The following is a 16,011-nucleotide window of genomic DNA, read 5'->3' on the forward strand; positions in this document are numbered from 1 at the left end:
CCGCACGCGACCGCACGACGCACCAGAACGGAGAACAGTCATGGCCCAAGCCGCAGCCGTGGCGAAACCGCCCGCGCCACCCCGGCGGCGCCGTGCCTCCGCGACGCCGCGCAGGCTCCCCTACCTGCTGATCGCCCCGGCGGCCCTGCTCATGCTGGGCTTCATCGCCTACCCGGTCCTCAGCGTCTTCTACTACAGCCTGCAGAACTACAACCCCACCAAGCCGTGGCGGAACGGATTCGCGGGCTTCGACAACTTCACCCAGGCCTTCGCGCACGACCCCCAGTTCTGGGACACGCTCACCTTCAGCGCGAAGTGGGTGGTCGTCGAGGTCGGACTCCAGCTGCTCTTCGGCCTCGCCCTCGCCCTGATCGTCAACCAGACCTTCGTCGGCCGGGGGCTGGGCCGGGCGCTGGTCTTCTCGCCGTGGGCGGTCTCCGGAGTGCTGACCTCCGCGATCTGGGTGCTGCTCTACAACTCCCAGACCGGCATCACCCGTTACCTCGCCGACGTGGGCATCGGCTCGTACGGGACCAGCTGGCTGTCGGACACCTCGACCGTGTTCCCGGCGGCCGTGGTCGCCGACCTGTGGCGCGGGGTGCCGTTCTTCGCGATCCTCATCCTCGCCGACCTCCAGTCCATCTCCGGAGACCTGTACGAGGCCGCCGAGGTGGACGGCGCGAGCCGGCTCAAGCAGTTCTGGCACATCACGCTGCCGCACCTGAAGGACGCCATCGTCCTGTCCACGCTGCTGCGGGCGGTGTGGGAGTTCAACAACGTCGACCTGCTCTACACCCTGACCGGCGGCGGTCCGGCGGGGGAGACCACGACCCTCCCGCTGTACATCGCCAACACCAGCGTCGACGCCCACAACTTCGGCTACGCCTCCGCCCTCACCACGGTGGCGTTCGTGATCCTGCTCTTCTGCTCGATCGTCTACCTGCGACTGAGCAAGTTCGGAGGTGGCGAGAAGTGATCACCGAGATCGCTCCCGCGGAGGACAAGCGCGTGACTCCCGAACCCGCCCGGGCACGCCGGGGAAGGCGCCGCGCCTGGGACCAGGTCCCACGCCGGCAGATCTACCTGCCCCTGTCGGTCTACCTGCTCTTCACCCTGATCCCCTTCTACTGGATCCTCCTCTTCGCCCTGCGCCCGGCCGGCTCGACCTCGCTGGTGCCCTGGCCGGTCACCTTCGACCACTTCCAGAAGGTGTGGAGCGAGCGGAGCTTCGGCACCTACTTCACCAACAGCGTGTACGTCGGTGTCGCCACCCTGATCCTGACGACCGTGGTCGCGCTGGCCGGCGGCTACGCCCTCGCCCGCTTCGACTTCAAGATCAAGCGTGCCTTCATGCTGGCCCTGCTGTGCTCCCAGTTCGTGCCGGGCGCGCTGCTGCTGGTGCCGCTGTTCCAGATCTTCGCCAAGCTCCAGATGATCAACTCGCTCGGCAGCGTGATCCTCGCCGAGACCGTCTTCCAGCTGCCGCTGTCGATGATCCTGATCAGCGGCTTCATCCGGAACGTGCCCCCCTCCCTGGAGGAGGCCGCCTGGGTGGACGGCTGCAACCGCTTCGCCGCCTTCCGCATCGTCGTCCTGCCGCTGCTGCGGCCCGGACTGATCGCCGTCGGCTCCTTCGCCTTCGTGCACGCCTGGAACCACTTCCTGTTCGCCCTGATGTTCCTGTCCGACCAGGGCAAGCAGACCATCCCGGTCGGCCTCAACACCCTGATGAGCTCGGACAGCGTCGACCTGGGCGCGCTGGCCGCGGGCGGCATCATCGCGGCCGTACCGGTGGTGATCGTGTTCGCCTTCATCCAGAAGTGGCTGATCACCGGCTTCAGCGCGGGGGCGGTGAAGGGATGAGGGCCCGGGGGAACCGGCGAGACGAGGGTGCCTTGACGGCGGACGCCGGTCGGACACCTACCCTGCTCCAAAAGATCTACAGCGCCGCTGTGGCCGACCGAGAGGTGGCGAGCGGCGTGGGCGCAGGGAGGATCCCATGACCGTACCCATCGTTCTGGCGGGCGCGCGCGGCCACGGCCGCTGGCACCTCGAGAACATCCGCCGGCTCCAGGACGAGGGCGCCGTCCGGCTGGCCGGCATCTGCGAGCTGACCCCGCTGGCCGCCGACGAGATGCCCGAGGGCCTCGGCACGCCCGAGCAGTCCGCCGACTTCGGGGCCCTCCTCGACTCCACCGGCGCGCGGATCGCGGTGATCTGCACCCCCATCCCCACTCACACCGACCTGGCCCTGACCGCCGCCGACCGGGGTGTGCACATCCTGCTGGAGAAGCCGCCCGCGCCCTCCTACGCCGAGTTCCGGCGCATGGCCGACGGGGTCGAGAAGGCCTCGGTCGCCTGCCAGATCGGCTTCCAGTCGCTGGGCTCGCACGCCGTGCCCGCGATCCGCCGGCTGATCGCGGAGGGCGCGGTCGGCGAGGTCCTCGGGGTCGGCGGCGCCGGGGCCTGGGCCCGCGACGAGGCCTACTACCGGCGTGCGCCCTGGGCCGGCAAGCGCCGGCTGAACGGCGTCGACGTGATCGACGGGGTCCTCACCAACCCCCTCGCCCACGCCGTCGCCACCGGCCTCGCCGTCCTCGGCACCACCCGCGCCGAGGACGTCACCGGCATCGAGACCGAGCTGCTGCGCGCCAACGACATCGAGTCCGACGACACCTCCTGCGTACGGGTGACCACCGGGCTCGGCCCGGTCACGGTCGCCGCGACCCTGTGCGCCGAGGAGCCGCTGGACCCGTACGTCCTGGTGCACGGCTCCAGCGGCCGGATCACCTTCTGGTACAAGCAGGACCGCGTGCTCCTCCAGCGGGCGGGCCACGGCCCGCAGGAGACCGAGTACGGCCGTACCGACCTGCTGGAGAACCTCGTCGACCACCTCACCACCGGCGCGGACCTGCTGGTCGAACCCGATGCGACGGGCGCCTTCATGAAGGTCGTCGAAGCGGTCCGGCTGGCCGGGGACCCGGCCGCGCTGCCCGCCGGCGCCTGGCACCTGATCCCGGCCGAGCACCGCCGGGTCGTACCCGGCATCGACGGTCTGGTCGCGGCCGCCGCCGACACCCTCGCCCTCTACTCCGAGCTGGGCGCCCCCTGGGCCCTACCGAAAGAGGTGAGCACCTGATGACACCCCACGACACCCTGGTCCTGCGGGTCGCGGGCCGCCCGGTCGGCCGCTACGTCACCCGGCCCGAACTGCCGGCCCGGCTCTCCCCACGTCCCTACCTGCACCCCGTCACCACCCTGGCCGGCACGGCGGTCACCGAGCTCGGCCCCGCCGACCACACCCACCACCTCGGCGTCGGTGTCGCCGTTCCCGACGTCGAGGGGCACAACTTCTGGGGCGGGCGGACGTACGTCCGGGACCAGGGCCCGACGGAGCTGGACAACCATGGTGCCCAGCGCCACACCGCCTTCCAGCTGCGCGACCCGGACGGCTTCGTCGAGGAGCTGCGCTGGGTCGCCTCGGGTGCCGAGCTGCTGCGCGAGCGCCGTACCGTGGCGGCCACCGAACTCACCGACACCGCCTGGGCGCTGGACTTCACCTTCTCCGTCACCAACGTCACCGCTCAGGCGCTGTCCATCGGCAGCCCGGCCACGAACGGGCGCCCGGGTGCCGCGTACGGCGGCTTCTTCTGGCGGGCCCGCAAGGAGGCGGCGGCGCCGGACGTCTTCACCGGCGAGCGCGCGGGCGAGGCCGAGGTGCACGGCGCCCGCGCCGACTGGCTGGCGATGGCCGGCGCCGACTGGACGCTGGTGTTCGCGGGGGCCACCGAGGAGACCCGCGGCGACCCGTGGTTCGTGCGCACCGCCGAGTACCCGGGAGTGGGGTCCTCGCTGGCGTCCGCGCGGCGGCTGCCGATCGCGCCCGGCGACACCGTCGTACGGCGGATCGTGACCGTCGTCGCCGACGGCCGGCTCGGCCGGGACGAGGCGGCCGCGCTGGTGCGGAAGGCGGTGAGCCAGTGAGCGTCCGCCTGACCGAGCAGACGTACCGCAACCCGATCCTAAACGCCGACTGGTCCGACCCGGACGTCGTGCGCGTCGGCGACGACTTCTACCTCACCGCGTCCAGCTTCGGGCGCGCCCCGGGCCTGCCGCTGCTGCACTCCCGCGACCTGGTCAACTGGACCCTGGTCGGCCACGCCCTGCAACGGCTTGAGCCGGCCGCCGAGTTCAGGTCGCCCCGCCACGACTGCGGCGTCTGGGCCCCCGCGTTGCGCTTCCACGACGACCGCTTCTGGATCTTCTGGGGCGACCCCGACCAGGGCATCTTCCAGGTCAACGCGCGCGAGATACGCGGCCCTTGGAGCCGCCCGCAGCTGGTCAAGGAGGGCAGGGGACTCATCGATCCCTGCCCCCTGTGGGACGAGGAGACCGGTGAGGCGTATCTGGTGCACGCCTGGGCGAAGTCCCGCTCGGGCGTCAAGAACCGGCTCACCGGCCACCGGATGCACCCCGACGGCACCGGCCTGCTGGACGAGGGCAAGGTGATCGTCGACGGGGACGGCATCCCCGGCTGGTTCACCCTCGAAGGGCCCAAGCTGTACCGGCACGACGGCTGGTTCTGGATCCTGGCGCCCGCCGGGGGAGTGGAGACCGGCTGGCAGGGCGCCTTACGGTCCCGGGACTTCTTCGGGCCGTACGAGGAGCGGATCGTCCTCGAGCAACGGGACACCGAGGTCAACGGGCCCCACCAGGGCGCCTGGGTGCGCACCCGGTCCGGCGAGGACTGGTTCCTGCACTTCCAGCAGCGCGGGGCGTACGGCCGTGTCCTGCACCTCCAGCCGATGCGCTGGGGCCCCGACGGCTGGCCGGTGATCGGGAACGACGGCGCCCCCGTCACCGAACACCGCCGCCCCGCGCTGCCGCCGCAACCGCCGGCCGCGCCCGCCACCGACGACGACTTCCCCGGCGGACGGTACGGCCGCCAGTGGCAGTGGACGGCCAACCCGCAGGACGGCTGGGCCACCCAGCACTCCGCCGACGGACTGCGGCTGACCTGCGTCCGCACCCCCGACGCGCACGACCTGCGCAAGCTGCCGCACATCCTCACCCAGCGGCTGCCCGGCACCCCGGCCACCGCCGAGGTCGAGGTCACGCTGCACAGCGAGGAACCGGGCGCGCGGGCCGGGCTCACGCTCCTCGGGGACGCGTTCGGCTGGATCGGGCTCGAGCGCCAGGCCGACGGGACGGTCCACCTCGTGCACCGGTTCGCCGAGGCCGACGCGGACCGGGAGCGCGACGCCGGCCGGGCCTGCCCCGTGCCCGGGGGCCGGGCCCGGCTGCGGATCGAGAGCGGCGCCGGGGCGCGCTGCCGGTTCTCCTACGACGTCGGCGACGGCTTCCGTGCCAGCGGTCCCGTGTTCGCCGCCACCCCCTGGCGCTGGGTCGGCGCGCTGCTCGGTCTGTTCGCCCTGGCCCCCAGCGGGGCCGGGCACGCCGGAGCGGCCGTCTTCACCCGGTTCCGGATCACCTCCGGCTGACCCGCCTCCCCACCGCGGGCGGGCTCCGTACGCCCGCCCGCCCCCACTGAACCCCCCACAACCGCACATCTCCGTTGGATCCAGAAGCAGAGAAGAGCCGACCGATGAAGAGCAGCATTCGCAGAAGCAGGCGCGCCGCCACGGCCGTCGTCCTGGGCTCCGTGCTCGCGCTGACCGCCACCGCCTGCGGCGACGACGGCAGCGGCGACGCGGGGGGCAAGGGCGACGAGGGTTCCGGCAAGGGCACGATCACGTTCTGGGACAACAACGGCGGTGTCCGCACCGACGTCTGGAAGCAGATCATCGCCGACTTCGAGAAGAAGTACCCGGACATCAAGGTCAAGTACGTCGGCGTCCCGGCCGCCAGCGTCCAGTCCAAGTACGACACCGCCATCCAGGGCGGCGGCCTGCCCGACGTCGGTGGCCTCGGTACCGCGATGCTCGCCGAGGTCGCGGTCCAGGGCGCGGTGGAGCCGCTGGACGCCCGTCTCTCGAAGAGCCCGCTGAACGGCAAGCTCAACGAGAAGTTCCTGGAGAGCGTGAAGGCCGCCGGCGGCGACGACAAGACGTACACCGTGCCGACCTCCGCCAACAACGGCACGCTCTGGTACCGGACGGACCTGTTCGGCGCGGCCAAGCTGGACCCGCCGACCACGTGGACGACGTTCTACACCGCCGCGGACAAGCTCACCGACAAGGGCAAGAACAGGTTCGGGTACACGATCCGGGGCGGCGAGGGGTCCATCGCCCAGGCGCTCGACGCCACGTACGGGCAGAGCGGGATCACCTCGTTCTGGAACGGCGACAAGACCACGGTCAACGACCCGAAGAACGTGACCGCGCTGGAGAAGTACGTCGGCCTGTACAAGAAGGACACCCCGTCCGCCGACGTCAACAACGACTTCACCAAGATGGTCGCCCAGTGGGACTCCGGCTCCATCGGCATGCTGAGCCACAACCTGGGCTCGTACGCCGACCACCAGAAGGCGCTGGAGGGCAAGTTCAAGGGCATCCCGAACCCCACGCTGGACGACGGCACGCGGGTGCAGGTGTCCAACCCGGTGGACGGCCTGGCCCTGTTCAAGTCCAGCAAGCACAAGGCCGCCGCGTGGAAGTTCATCGAGTTCGCGGCCTCGCACGAGGCCAACAGCAAGTGGAACGAGACGGCGGGACAGGTGCCGGCCAACACGGAGGCCGCGCAGGACTCCTGGGTCCAGTCGTCCGAGCCGACGAAGCTCGCGGCCGAGGCGCTGAACGGGGCCAGCACCAAGATCGTGCAGCTGCCGTACTACCTGCCGGACTGGAACACGATCTCCAAGGCCGACAACGAGCCGAACTTCCAGAAGGTGCTGCTCGGGAAGATGAGTGCGAAGGAGTTCCTGGACACGCTGGCCGAGCAGCTGAACAAGGCTCAGGCGGACTGGAAGAAGAACCACTGACCCCGGGTGGCCCGGTTCGTGGGCGCGGCCGCCTGCCGGTCGTGGCTGGTCGCGCCCACGCGGCGGAGCGGTGTGCCGATACCGCCCCGCGCCCCTCGACGACTCTCCTCGACCCCTGCTCGAAAGGCACCGCCGTGTCACTCACCCGCAGACAGGTCACCGCGGCCGCCGGCGCGGCCGTTCCGCTCGCCCTCGCGGCCACCGGTACCGCCCGGGCCGCGCCCCGACGCCGCACCCTCTACATCGCCGGTGACTCCACCGCCGCCCAGAAGTACGCCGACGAGGCACCCGAGACCGGATGGGGAATGGCACTGCCCTTCTTCCTCCGCGAGGAGATCGACGTCTCGGACCAGGCCGTGAACGGGCGCAGTTCCAAGAGCTTCGTGGACGAGGGCCGGCTCGACGCCATCCTGGCCGCGATCCGCCCGCACGACCTCCTGATCGTCCAGTTCGCGCACAACGACGAGAAGTCCGCCGACCCCACCCGGTACACCGAGCCCTGGACGACGTACCAGGACTACCTGCGGCTCTACATCGACGGCGCCCGCGCGAAGGGTGCCCGGCCCGTGCTCGCCACCCCCGTGGAGCGGCGCAGGTTCGACGCCGACGGCAACGCCGTGCCGACCCACGGCGACTACCCGGCGGCGATGCGCGCGCTCGCCGATCAGGAGCGGGTGGCGCTGCTCGACATCGAGGCGCTGTCGCTCGCGCTGTGGCAGGAGCTGGGGCCCGAGGCGACGAAGACGTACTTCAACTGGACCGCCACCGAGCAGGACAACACGCACTTCAATCCGCCGGGTGCGATCGCCGTGGCCCGGCTCGTGGCGCGTGAGCTGCTGCGGACGCGGGTGCTCGCACCGCACGACGTCGTCCGGCTGCACGAGGACGTCCCGGCGTCCTGGATCACCTGGCCGCCCGCGGCCACCGAAGCACCGAACCCGTAACGAGGAGACCCGCACAGTGCGTACACAGAAATGTCATGGCCGCGTCATAGCGTCCTTCGTCGGCTGCACCGCCCTCGTGCTCGCCGTCACCGGCACCGCCTCCGCTCAGCCCCGGAACCCGGACCTCGCCCACCAGACCCTCGCGGCGAACGACGGCTGGGCCGCCTTCGGCACCGGCACCTCGGGCGGCGCCGCCGCCGACTTCGCGCACGTCTACACCGTCACCACCTGGGACGCCTTCAAGGCCGCCCTCGCCGACGGCGGCAGCGCACCCAAGATCATCAAGGTGAAGGGCACCATCGACGCCGACGGGCCGAGCTGTGCGTCGTTCGCGGTGCCGGGGTACGACTTCGACACCTACCTGAAGACGTACGACCCGGCCGTGTGGGGCCGCGCCACGAACCTGGACGCCGAGCCCGACGACAGCCCCGAGGGGCTGCGCCGCGCCTCCGCGGCCAACCAGGACGCCTACATCAAGGCGAACATCCCCGCCAACACCACCATCGTCGGCATCGGCGCGGACGCCGGCTTCAAGGGTGCGAGCCTGCAGATCAAGGGCGTCGACAACGTCATCGTCCGCAACCTGACCTTCGAGAGCCCGCTCGACTGCTTCCCGCAGTGGGACCCGACCGACACCGCCGACGGCAACTGGAACTCCGAGTACGACAGCGCGGTCGTCTACGGCTCCACCCACGTCTGGATCGACCACGACACCTTCACCGACGGCGACCACCCCGACAGCACCCTGCCGTACTACTACGGCCGGATCTTCGAGCAGCACGACGGCGAGCTCGACATCGTCAAGGGCGCCGACTACGTCACCGCCTCCTGGAACGTCTTCGCCGACCACGACAAGACGATCCTGATCGGCAACAGCGACAGCGCCTCGACGGCCGCCGTGGACCGGGGGCACCTGAAGGTCACCTTCCACCACAACCTCTTCTCGAACCTGGTCGAGCGCGCGCCCCGCGTCCGCTTCGGCCAGGTGGACTCGTACAACAACCACTTCGTCGCCGGTGACGGCTACGGATACAGCTACGGCATCGGCATGGAGTCCCAGCTCGTCGCGGAGCACAACGCGTTCACGCTGCCGGACGGGGTCGGCGCCGGGAAGATCCTGAAGAAGTGGAAGGAGGCGCCGCTCACCGCCGACGACAACTACGTCAACGGCACCCCGACCGACCTGATCGCCGTCCACAACGCCCAGGTGCCGGGCGAGATCCTCCAGTCGGGTGCCGGCTGGACGCCGGTCCTGCGCACGAAGGTCGACCCGGCGAAGGCCGTGCCCGGCATCGTCGACCACTGCGCGGGCGCCGGCCGCCTGCGCTGACCCCGGTCCCGCGCGCACGGGCCGGGGCGCGCCCGCCCCGGCCCGTCCTCCCCCTCCCCACGAGCTCCCCCGAGCTCTCCCCGAGCCGCACCGCGAAGGAGCATCCGCATGCCCTCGCCCCACCTCCGACCACCCCTGTCCAGAAGGGGTTTCCTCGCGGCGGGCGCCCAGGCCGCCGCCGTGCTCGGCCTCGCCACCGCCGCCCCCGCGCACGCCGACGGCGGCCGGTACCCCTTCGGCCGCTACGGGTCACCGGCACGCCGCCTGACCCCGAAGACGCTGTACGTCGACCCGTACGGCCGCGGCGACTTCACCGGCGTCCAGGCCGCCGTGACCGCCGCGGCGGGCACCGGCTGGACCCTGGTCCTCGCCCCGGGCACCTACCGCGAGACCGTCGCCGTCGACGCCTCCCGCACCGAGGCGACCTGGATCGGCGCCTCGCAGGACCCCCGGGACGTGGTGATCGTCTACGACCACGCCAACGGGACGCCGAAGCCGGACGGCTCGGGCACCTACGGCACCACGGGCTCGGCCACCACCACCGTCCAGGCCGACGGGTTCACCGCCCGCTGGATCACCTTCGCCAACGACTGGCTGCGCGCCGACCACCCGGACATCACCGGCACGCAGGCGGTGGCCATCAAGGTGCAGGGCGACCGGAGCGCCTTCACCCACTGCCGCTTCCTCGGCCACCAGGACACCCTGTACGCCGACACGATGTCCCTCGGCGTCTTCGCCCGCCAGTACTACGCCCACTGCTACGTCGAGGGGGACGTCGACTTCGTCTTCGGCCGGGCCACGGCCGTGTACGAGCACTGCCACTTCCGCACGCTGAACCGCACCGACCTGGCGGCGGCACCGTACGGCTTCGTCTTCGCGCCCTCCACGGCCCTCGCCAATCCCCGCGGCTACCTGGTGACGCGCGGCCGGGTCAGCAGCGAGGCCCCGGACGCCTGCTACAAGCTGGCCCGCCCCTGGGTCCCGGGCTCCGACCCCACCGCCCGCCCGATGCTCACCGTCCGGGACACCCACCTCGGCCCCGGCATCGACGCGGTCGCGCCCTACACCAACATGTCGGCCGCCTACCCGTGGCAGGACCAGCGCTTCGCCGAGTACCGCAACGCGGGCCCGGGCGCGGAGATCACCGTCCCCGACAACCGCCCCCAGCTCACCGACGAGCAGGCCCGGTCGGCGACCCGCGAGGCCTACCTCGGCGACTGGGCGCCGTGGCGGGAGGGCTGCTGACATGCGCAGGCGCACTCTTCTGGCGGGCATGACCGGCGTCCTGGCCGCCGTCGGCGCCCCTGACGCCCTGGCCGGCGGCCGCCCCGTGCTGCACGTGCGCCCCGGCGACTCCGTGCAGGCCGCGGTGGACGCGGTGGACGGGCCCGGCCGGACGATCGTCGTGCACCCGGGGACGTACCGCGAGGTCGTCCACGTCCCCGTGGAGAAGGGGGAGCTGACGATCCGCGGCGCCACCCCGGACCCGCGCGACACCGTCATCGTGTACGACAACGCGAACGGCACGAAGAAGCCCGACGGCACGACGTACGGCACGGCGGGCTCGGCCACCTTCACCTCCGCGGCACCCGGGCTGACCGTCCGCGACCTCACCCTCGCCAACGACTGGCTGCGTGCCGACCACCCCGACATCACCGGCACGCAGGCGGTGGCCGCCTACACCTACGGCGACCGGACCCGCTTCGAGAACGTCCGCCTGCTGGCCCACCAGGACACCCTCTTCGTCGACACGGCGGCGCTCGACACCTTCGACCGGCAGTACTTCCACCGCTGCTACATCGAGGGCGACGTCGACTTCGTCTTCGGGCGGGCGACCGCCGTCTTCGAGCGCTGCCACTTCCGCACGCTCGGGCGTGAGGTGTCCTTCACCCCCAAGGGCATGGTCTTCGCCCCCTCCACCGCCCGCGCCAACCCGTACGGCATCCTCGCCGTCCGCTCCCGGATCACCTCCGGCGCCGAGGACGGGGCGTACAAGCTGGCGCGGCCCTGGGTCCCGTCGTACGAGACGACCGCCTGGCCGTCCCTCGTCGTCCGGGACACCTGGATCGGCCCGGGCATCGACCCGGTCGCGCCCTACACCAACATGCGCGACGCCTACCCGTGGCAGTCCATGCGCTTCCACGAGTACCGCAACACCGGGCCGGGCGCAGAGGTCACCGTCCCCGGCAACCGGCCCCAGCTCACCCCCACCGAGGCCCGGTCGCACACCCCCGCGGCCTACCTCGGCGACTGGCGACCCTGAATCCCCCCGGGTCCCGCACGCATCACGACGCCACCCCGCACCACCCCCAACCCGCACCACGACGAAAGGACCGTACTCCCATGTCCCGTCGTACCGCTCTCACCCTCGGCGCGGCCCTGGCGCTCGGCGCCGGACTCGCCGCTCTCCCCACCCAGGCGCAGGCCGCGACCGTCGTCGTCAGCAACGCGACCGACCTGTCCAACGCCATCAAGAACGCCACCGCCGGCACGGTCATCCAGGTGCGCGGCGGCACCTACTACCCGACGGCCACCCTCCAGTCCACGGCCGACGGCACCTCGTCCGCACCGGTCACGCTCACCGCCTACGGCTCGGAGACCGTGAAGATCGACGGGTCGTCGCTCCCCTCCGGCTCGTGGATCTTCAAGCTCACGGCCGACTACTGGAACGTCTCCAACATCACCTTCCAGAACTCCCCGGACAGCGCGGTCGTCTGCCAGTCCTGCACCGGGACGAACTGGAACAACATCAAGACCATCAACGGCGGCGACTCCGGCTTCACGCTCACCGGCGACGGCACGGTGAACAACACCGTGAAGAACCTGGACAGTTACGGCAACTACGATCCCGCGGGCCACGGCCAGAACGCCGACGGGGTCGCCATCAAGTTCGGTTCCGGCACCGGCAACCTGGTCACCGGCGCCCGCCTGTTCAACAACTCGGACGACGGCATCGACCTGTGGTCCTTCTCCTCCCCGGTCACCATCGAGCACACCTGGTCCTTCGGCAACGGCGTCAACCGCTGGGGCGACTCCGCCTTCGAGGGCAACGGCAACGGCTACAAGCTGGGCGGCAACGGCGTCACGGTCGCCCACGTCGTCAACAACTCCGCCGCCTGGGGCAACGCGGGCAACGGCTTCACCGAGAACTCCAACACCGGCGCGATCGTCATCAACCGCACCACCGCCTACGCCAACAGCAAGTGGGGCTACTACTTCGCCACCAGCTCCGCCAAGCTCGGCAAGAACCTCGCGGTGAGCAACGGCGGCGGCTCGGTCAGCAAGGGTTCCAAGGTGACCTCGGCCGGCAACAACTGGGACTCCGGCATCTCCACGCCGGCGTTCAACTCCACGGACGCCTCGACCACGTACAACGCCCGCAAGTCCGACGGCTCCCTGCCGGACACCACGTTCCTGACCACGGGCAGCACCACCATCGGCGCCACCATGAACTGACCGGCCCGTACCGGGGGAAGCGTCACCCGTTGCCCGACCGGAAGGTATCGATCGGGCAACGGGTCTCGCGCTCGAAGGGGTGACGCGCGTAGAAAACCTGTCATGCATAAGCCACTTCGGATCGCGGCCCTCACGGCCGCCTGCGCCCTCGCCGGTGGTGCCCTGTACGGCGCCGGCGTGGCCAACGCCGGTCAGTCCACGGCGAACTCCACCCACGAGCCCTACAACATCGGGCTCCTGGTGAAGGACATCGACACCTACTACGGGACCACCGCCGACGCCGACGGCCTCTACCAGGCGTCCCCGGACAGCCCGTACGCCAAGGACCTCGCCCGGCTCGACTCCGCCGCCGAGCGGTACATCGACCAGGCGGCGCGCAAGGCGCACCACCGGCACGAGAAGCCCGCGGTCGTCTTCGACATCGACGACACGCTGCTGCTCAGCCTCGACTACGAGAAGCGCTACAACTACACCTACAACTCGGCGACCTGGGCGGCCTACGTCAACCGTGCCGACCGTCCGGCCGTCTTCGGCAGCCCGGAGCTCGTCCGGTACGCCGAGTCCAAGGGTGTCGAGGTCTTCTACAACTCCGGTCTGAGCGAGGCGCAGCGGTCCGCCGCCGTCGAGAACCTGAAGAAGGTCGGCGCCGACGTGAACCTCGACGCCGGCCACATGTTCCTGAAGAACGCGGCCAGCCCGCCGTCCTACCTGAGCGCCTGCGCCACCCCGGGCGCCTGGACCTGCACCACCGTCCAGTACAAGTCCGGTACCCGCAAGCACATCGAGGACGACCTCGGGTACGAGATCATCGCCAACTTCGGCGACCAGTACTCGGACCTGGACGGTGGCCACGCGGACCGCACGTACAAGATCCCGAACCCGACGTACTTCGTCGGCTAGTCCGCGCGGGCGGCCCGTGCGGGGCGGACCGACTCGAGGGTCGGCAGGACCGGTTCGATCGTGCCGTCGGCCGCGAACCGCATCCGGTCGATCGTGGTCTCCCGGTGCGTACCGTCACCGCCCGCCTTCCCGGGGCCGTTCAGGGCGAACCGGTGGTAGACGATGTACCAGTCGTCGGTGCCGGGCACGTTCACCACGGAGTGGTGGCCGGTGGCGAGGATGCCGTACTCGGGACGCTTGGACAGGATCGTCCCCCGCTCGGTCCACGGGCCGAGCGGGGACGGTCCCGTCGCGTAGGCCACGTGGTAGTTCTCGCTGCGGGTGTCGTCCTCGGACCACATGAAGTAGTACGTGCCGTTCCGCTTGATCACGAAGGATCCTTCGCGGAAGTCGCCCGTGGTGATGTCCTTCACCTTCGCCGGGTCGTACGACGTCATGTCCCCGTTCAGCGGGACCACGTACGCGTGCCCGTTGCCCCAGTACAGGTACGCCTGACCGTCGTCGTCCGTGAAGACGGCCGGGTCGATCATCTGGCCCGCCAGCCGGCCCTTGGCCACGAGCGGCTTGCCGAGGGCGTCCCCGAAGGGGCCGGCCGGGGAGTCGGCCACCGCCACGCCGATCTGCTGTTCCGCGCAGAAGTAGAGGTAGTACCTGCCGTCGCGTTCGGCGACCGCGGGCGCCCAGGCGTTCTTGTCGGCCCAGGAGACGTCCGGGCCCAGGTCGAGGATCACGCCGTGGTCCTTCCAGTGGACCAGGTCCTTCGACGAGTACGCCGTGAAGCTCGTGCCGCTCCAGCCCTGGAAGCCGTCGGTCGTGGGGTAGATCCAGTACTCACCGTCCAGGTAGTGGACGTCCGGGTCCGCGTTCAGGCCGGGCAGGATCGGGCTCCGGGTGCGGACGGCCTCGACCGTCCAGGTGCGGGCCGTGCCGTCCGCCGCCGTCACCGTGTACCTCCGCGGCCTGCGGAAGTCGCGCCGGGTGCCGGACCTCGGGCTGACCGTCGCGCCCTCGCCCACCCACAGCTGCGGTGCCAGGCGGGACAGATCGGCGTCCGGCTCCATCGGGAGCACGACCTTCGACGCCGGCTCGGTGACGATCGCGTACCCCTTCTGGCCCTTCGCCGTCGCGTCCACCACGGAGGCGGGAGTGCCGGGGTACGCGGCGAGCAGCCGGTCGTACTCGGCCTGCGTCACCGGCAGCACCGTGCCGTGCCGGGGGCTCGCCGGGAGCTGGTAGTCCGTGGACATCGTCCACGTGCCGGAGTCGAGGTCGGTGGTCTCGAAGGGCACGTAGCCGCGCAGACCGTACTCGTCGACGAACAGGTACCACTTGTTCTCGGTGTTCGACTTGAACACCGTCGGCCCCTCGCCGCGCTCGATGGACCCGCTGCCGATGCAGTCGGAGACGAAGCCGTACTCGGTGCTCGTCAGGCTGGTCGACTTCTCCCCGGTGATGAACTTCGAGCAGGGGGAGCTGGAGGACGGGTCCCGCTCGTCCTTGGTGTAGCGGTAGTAGGTGTCCTTGTACTTGACCACCGTCGAGTCGATGACCGAGTAGCCGGGGTCGTCCCAGACCTTCGGCGCGCTGAAGGTCCGGAAGTCCTTCGTCGTCGCGTACAGCATCTTGTTGTACGTCGATCCGGTGTGGCCGGGGTCGTCGTCCGCGTACAGCTTCGACGCCCAGAAGACGACGTACTCGCCGAGGGAGTCGTCCCAGTAGGCCTCCGGCGCCCAGGTGTTGCCCGCGTTGTCGGGGGCGACCCGCACCAGACGCTGGTCGGTCCAGTGCACCAGGTCGGTGGACTCCCAGATCATGATGGACCTGCTGCCGTGCCGCTGGACGTCGTCCCAGCTGCCGCTGCTGTTGTGGTACATCCTGAGGTCGGTGGCGATCAGGTAGAACCTGTCGCCCTCGGGGGAGCGGATGACGAACGGGTCACGCAGGCCCTTCTCGCCGATGGTCGAGGTCAGGACCGGCTTCCCGGCGTTCAGCTCGCGCCAGTGCAGCGGGTCGTTGCCCCGGCTGAGGGCGTAGCGGATCTGTTCGCCGTCGGCGGTGCCCTCGCCGGTGAAATAGGCGAAGAGGTAACCGGCGTACTCGGTGTGCTTCACGGGTGGTGCTCCAGGGTGCGCGGTGCCGGGCGGGGCGGCGAACAGCGTGAGCAGGAGGGCGAGACAGGCAAGGAGCGCGGCTCGTAGGCGCATGGGCGATCCTGTCGGGGCGTGGGGGGTTCTGTTGGGTGTTGTGCCCTCGGAGTGTCACCAGTGGGGACGGGCCCGTCAATTGATGAGGGCGGGATGAGGGCGGCCGAAACTTTCGCTCGCCGGAAACGTCCGCTCGGCGCGGCGGACCGCCCCCCGGTGCTGCCCCGCGGGGCGGGCGCCGGGGCGGCCCGCGGGGGGGGGGGGCGGCCCGTACCGGCCGGGGGGGCGCGGGGGCCC

The 16,011-nt window shown here is 70.8% G+C and carries 13 protein-coding genes; 12 read left to right on the forward strand and 1 reads right to left on the reverse strand.

Going from position 1 to position 16,011, the window contains the following annotated elements; genetic code table 11:
- Nucleotides 1-40 precede the first annotated feature (40 nt).
- From ABZX30_RS24105 to ABZX30_RS24160, 12 genes are all read left to right on the forward strand, one after another.
- Nucleotides 41-976, forward strand: a complete 936-nt coding sequence (locus tag ABZX30_RS24105) for a sugar ABC transporter permease (protein ID WP_355936725.1) — start codon at nt 41-43, stop codon at nt 974-976.
- On the forward strand, nt 973-1,863 hold the full coding sequence (locus tag ABZX30_RS24110) for a carbohydrate ABC transporter permease (RefSeq protein ID WP_355936727.1): 891 nt from the start codon (nt 973-975) through the stop codon (nt 1,861-1,863). Before ABZX30_RS24105 ends, ABZX30_RS24110 begins: the two co-directional genes overlap by 4 nt.
- A gap of 136 nt (nt 1,864-1,999) precedes the next feature.
- Complete coding sequence (locus ABZX30_RS24115; protein ID WP_355936729.1) at nt 2,000-3,139, forward strand: Gfo/Idh/MocA family oxidoreductase; 1,140 nt, start codon at nt 2,000-2,002, stop codon at nt 3,137-3,139.
- Nucleotides 3,139-3,984: a PmoA family protein gene (locus ABZX30_RS24120; protein ID WP_355936732.1), complete on the forward strand. Its 846-nt coding sequence runs from the start codon at nt 3,139-3,141 to the stop codon at nt 3,982-3,984. The genes ABZX30_RS24115 and ABZX30_RS24120 overlap by 1 nt, the downstream gene beginning before the upstream one ends.
- On the forward strand, nt 3,981-5,501 hold the full coding sequence (locus ABZX30_RS24125; RefSeq protein WP_355936734.1) for a family 43 glycosylhydrolase: 1,521 nt from the start codon (nt 3,981-3,983) through the stop codon (nt 5,499-5,501). Before ABZX30_RS24120 ends, ABZX30_RS24125 begins: the two co-directional genes overlap by 4 nt.
- Nucleotides 5,502-5,605: 104 nt before the next feature.
- A complete protein-coding gene (locus ABZX30_RS24130; RefSeq protein WP_355936737.1) occupies nt 5,606-6,940 on the forward strand; it encodes a sugar ABC transporter substrate-binding protein in 1,335 nt (444 codons plus the stop codon).
- A 134-nt stretch (nt 6,941-7,074) separates the two neighbouring features.
- A complete protein-coding gene (locus ABZX30_RS24135) occupies nt 7,075-7,884 on the forward strand; it encodes a rhamnogalacturonan acetylesterase (protein WP_355936739.1) in 810 nt (269 codons plus the stop codon).
- A 16-nt stretch (nt 7,885-7,900) separates the two neighbouring features.
- Nucleotides 7,901-9,214 carry a pectate lyase gene (locus tag ABZX30_RS24140; protein ID WP_355936741.1) on the forward strand — a complete coding sequence of 438 codons (1,314 nt, stop codon included), beginning with the start codon at nt 7,901-7,903 and terminating at the stop codon, nt 9,212-9,214.
- A gap of 108 nt (nt 9,215-9,322) precedes the next feature.
- Nucleotides 9,323-10,459, forward strand: coding sequence for a pectinesterase family protein (locus tag ABZX30_RS24145; RefSeq protein WP_355936743.1), 1,137 nt, complete (start codon nt 9,323-9,325; stop codon nt 10,457-10,459).
- Nucleotide 10,460: 1 nt separating this feature from the next.
- The gene (locus ABZX30_RS24150; RefSeq protein ID WP_355936745.1) at nt 10,461-11,477 is read left to right on the forward strand and encodes a pectinesterase family protein; all 1,017 of its coding nucleotides are present in this window, start codon (nt 10,461-10,463) and stop codon (nt 11,475-11,477) included.
- Nucleotides 11,478-11,557: 80 nt separating this feature from the next.
- Complete coding sequence (locus ABZX30_RS24155) at nt 11,558-12,670, forward strand: chondroitinase-B domain-containing protein (RefSeq protein ID WP_355936747.1); 1,113 nt, start codon at nt 11,558-11,560, stop codon at nt 12,668-12,670.
- 102 nt (nt 12,671-12,772) lie between these two features.
- The gene (locus ABZX30_RS24160) at nt 12,773-13,570 is read left to right on the forward strand and encodes an HAD family acid phosphatase (protein WP_355936749.1); all 798 of its coding nucleotides are present in this window, start codon (nt 12,773-12,775) and stop codon (nt 13,568-13,570) included.
- Here the strand turns inward: ABZX30_RS24160 and ABZX30_RS24165 are convergent.
- Nucleotides 13,567-15,774 carry a family 43 glycosylhydrolase gene (locus tag ABZX30_RS24165; RefSeq protein WP_355936751.1) on the reverse strand — a complete coding sequence of 736 codons (2,208 nt, stop codon included), beginning with the start codon at nt 15,772-15,774 and terminating at the stop codon, nt 13,567-13,569. The two genes, ABZX30_RS24160 and ABZX30_RS24165, sit on opposite strands and share 4 nt — an antisense overlap.
- Between the last annotated feature and the right edge of the window lie 237 nt (nt 15,775-16,011).

This window comes from Streptomyces sp. NPDC004542 (assembly GCF_040610035.1).
Classification (GTDB): Bacteria; Actinomycetota; Actinomycetes; order Streptomycetales; family Streptomycetaceae; genus Streptomyces.

What these genes read in the sequence shown, in the direction of transcription:
- ABZX30_RS24130 (WP_355936737.1), top strand. Translation starts at nt 5,606, where the DNA reads ATGAAGAGCAGCATTCGCAGAAGCAGGCGCGCCGCCACGGCCGTCGTC.
- ABZX30_RS24105 (WP_355936725.1), top strand. Translation starts at nt 41, where the DNA reads ATGGCCCAAGCCGCAGCCGTGGCGAAACCGCCCGCGCCACCCCGGCGG.
- ABZX30_RS24115 (WP_355936729.1), top strand. Translation starts at nt 2,000, where the DNA reads ATGACCGTACCCATCGTTCTGGCGGGCGCGCGCGGCCACGGCCGCTGG.
- ABZX30_RS24165 (WP_355936751.1), bottom strand. Translation starts at nt 15,774, where the DNA reads ATGCGCCTACGAGCCGCGCTCCTTGCCTGTCTCGCCCTCCTGCTCACG.
- ABZX30_RS24145 (WP_355936743.1), top strand. Translation starts at nt 9,323, where the DNA reads ATGCCCTCGCCCCACCTCCGACCACCCCTGTCCAGAAGGGGTTTCCTC.
- ABZX30_RS24160 (WP_355936749.1), top strand. Translation starts at nt 12,773, where the DNA reads ATGCATAAGCCACTTCGGATCGCGGCCCTCACGGCCGCCTGCGCCCTC.
- ABZX30_RS24150 (WP_355936745.1), top strand. Translation starts at nt 10,461, where the DNA reads ATGCGCAGGCGCACTCTTCTGGCGGGCATGACCGGCGTCCTGGCCGCC.
- ABZX30_RS24155 (WP_355936747.1), top strand. Translation starts at nt 11,558, where the DNA reads ATGTCCCGTCGTACCGCTCTCACCCTCGGCGCGGCCCTGGCGCTCGGC.
- ABZX30_RS24120 (WP_355936732.1), top strand. Translation starts at nt 3,139, where the DNA reads ATGACACCCCACGACACCCTGGTCCTGCGGGTCGCGGGCCGCCCGGTC.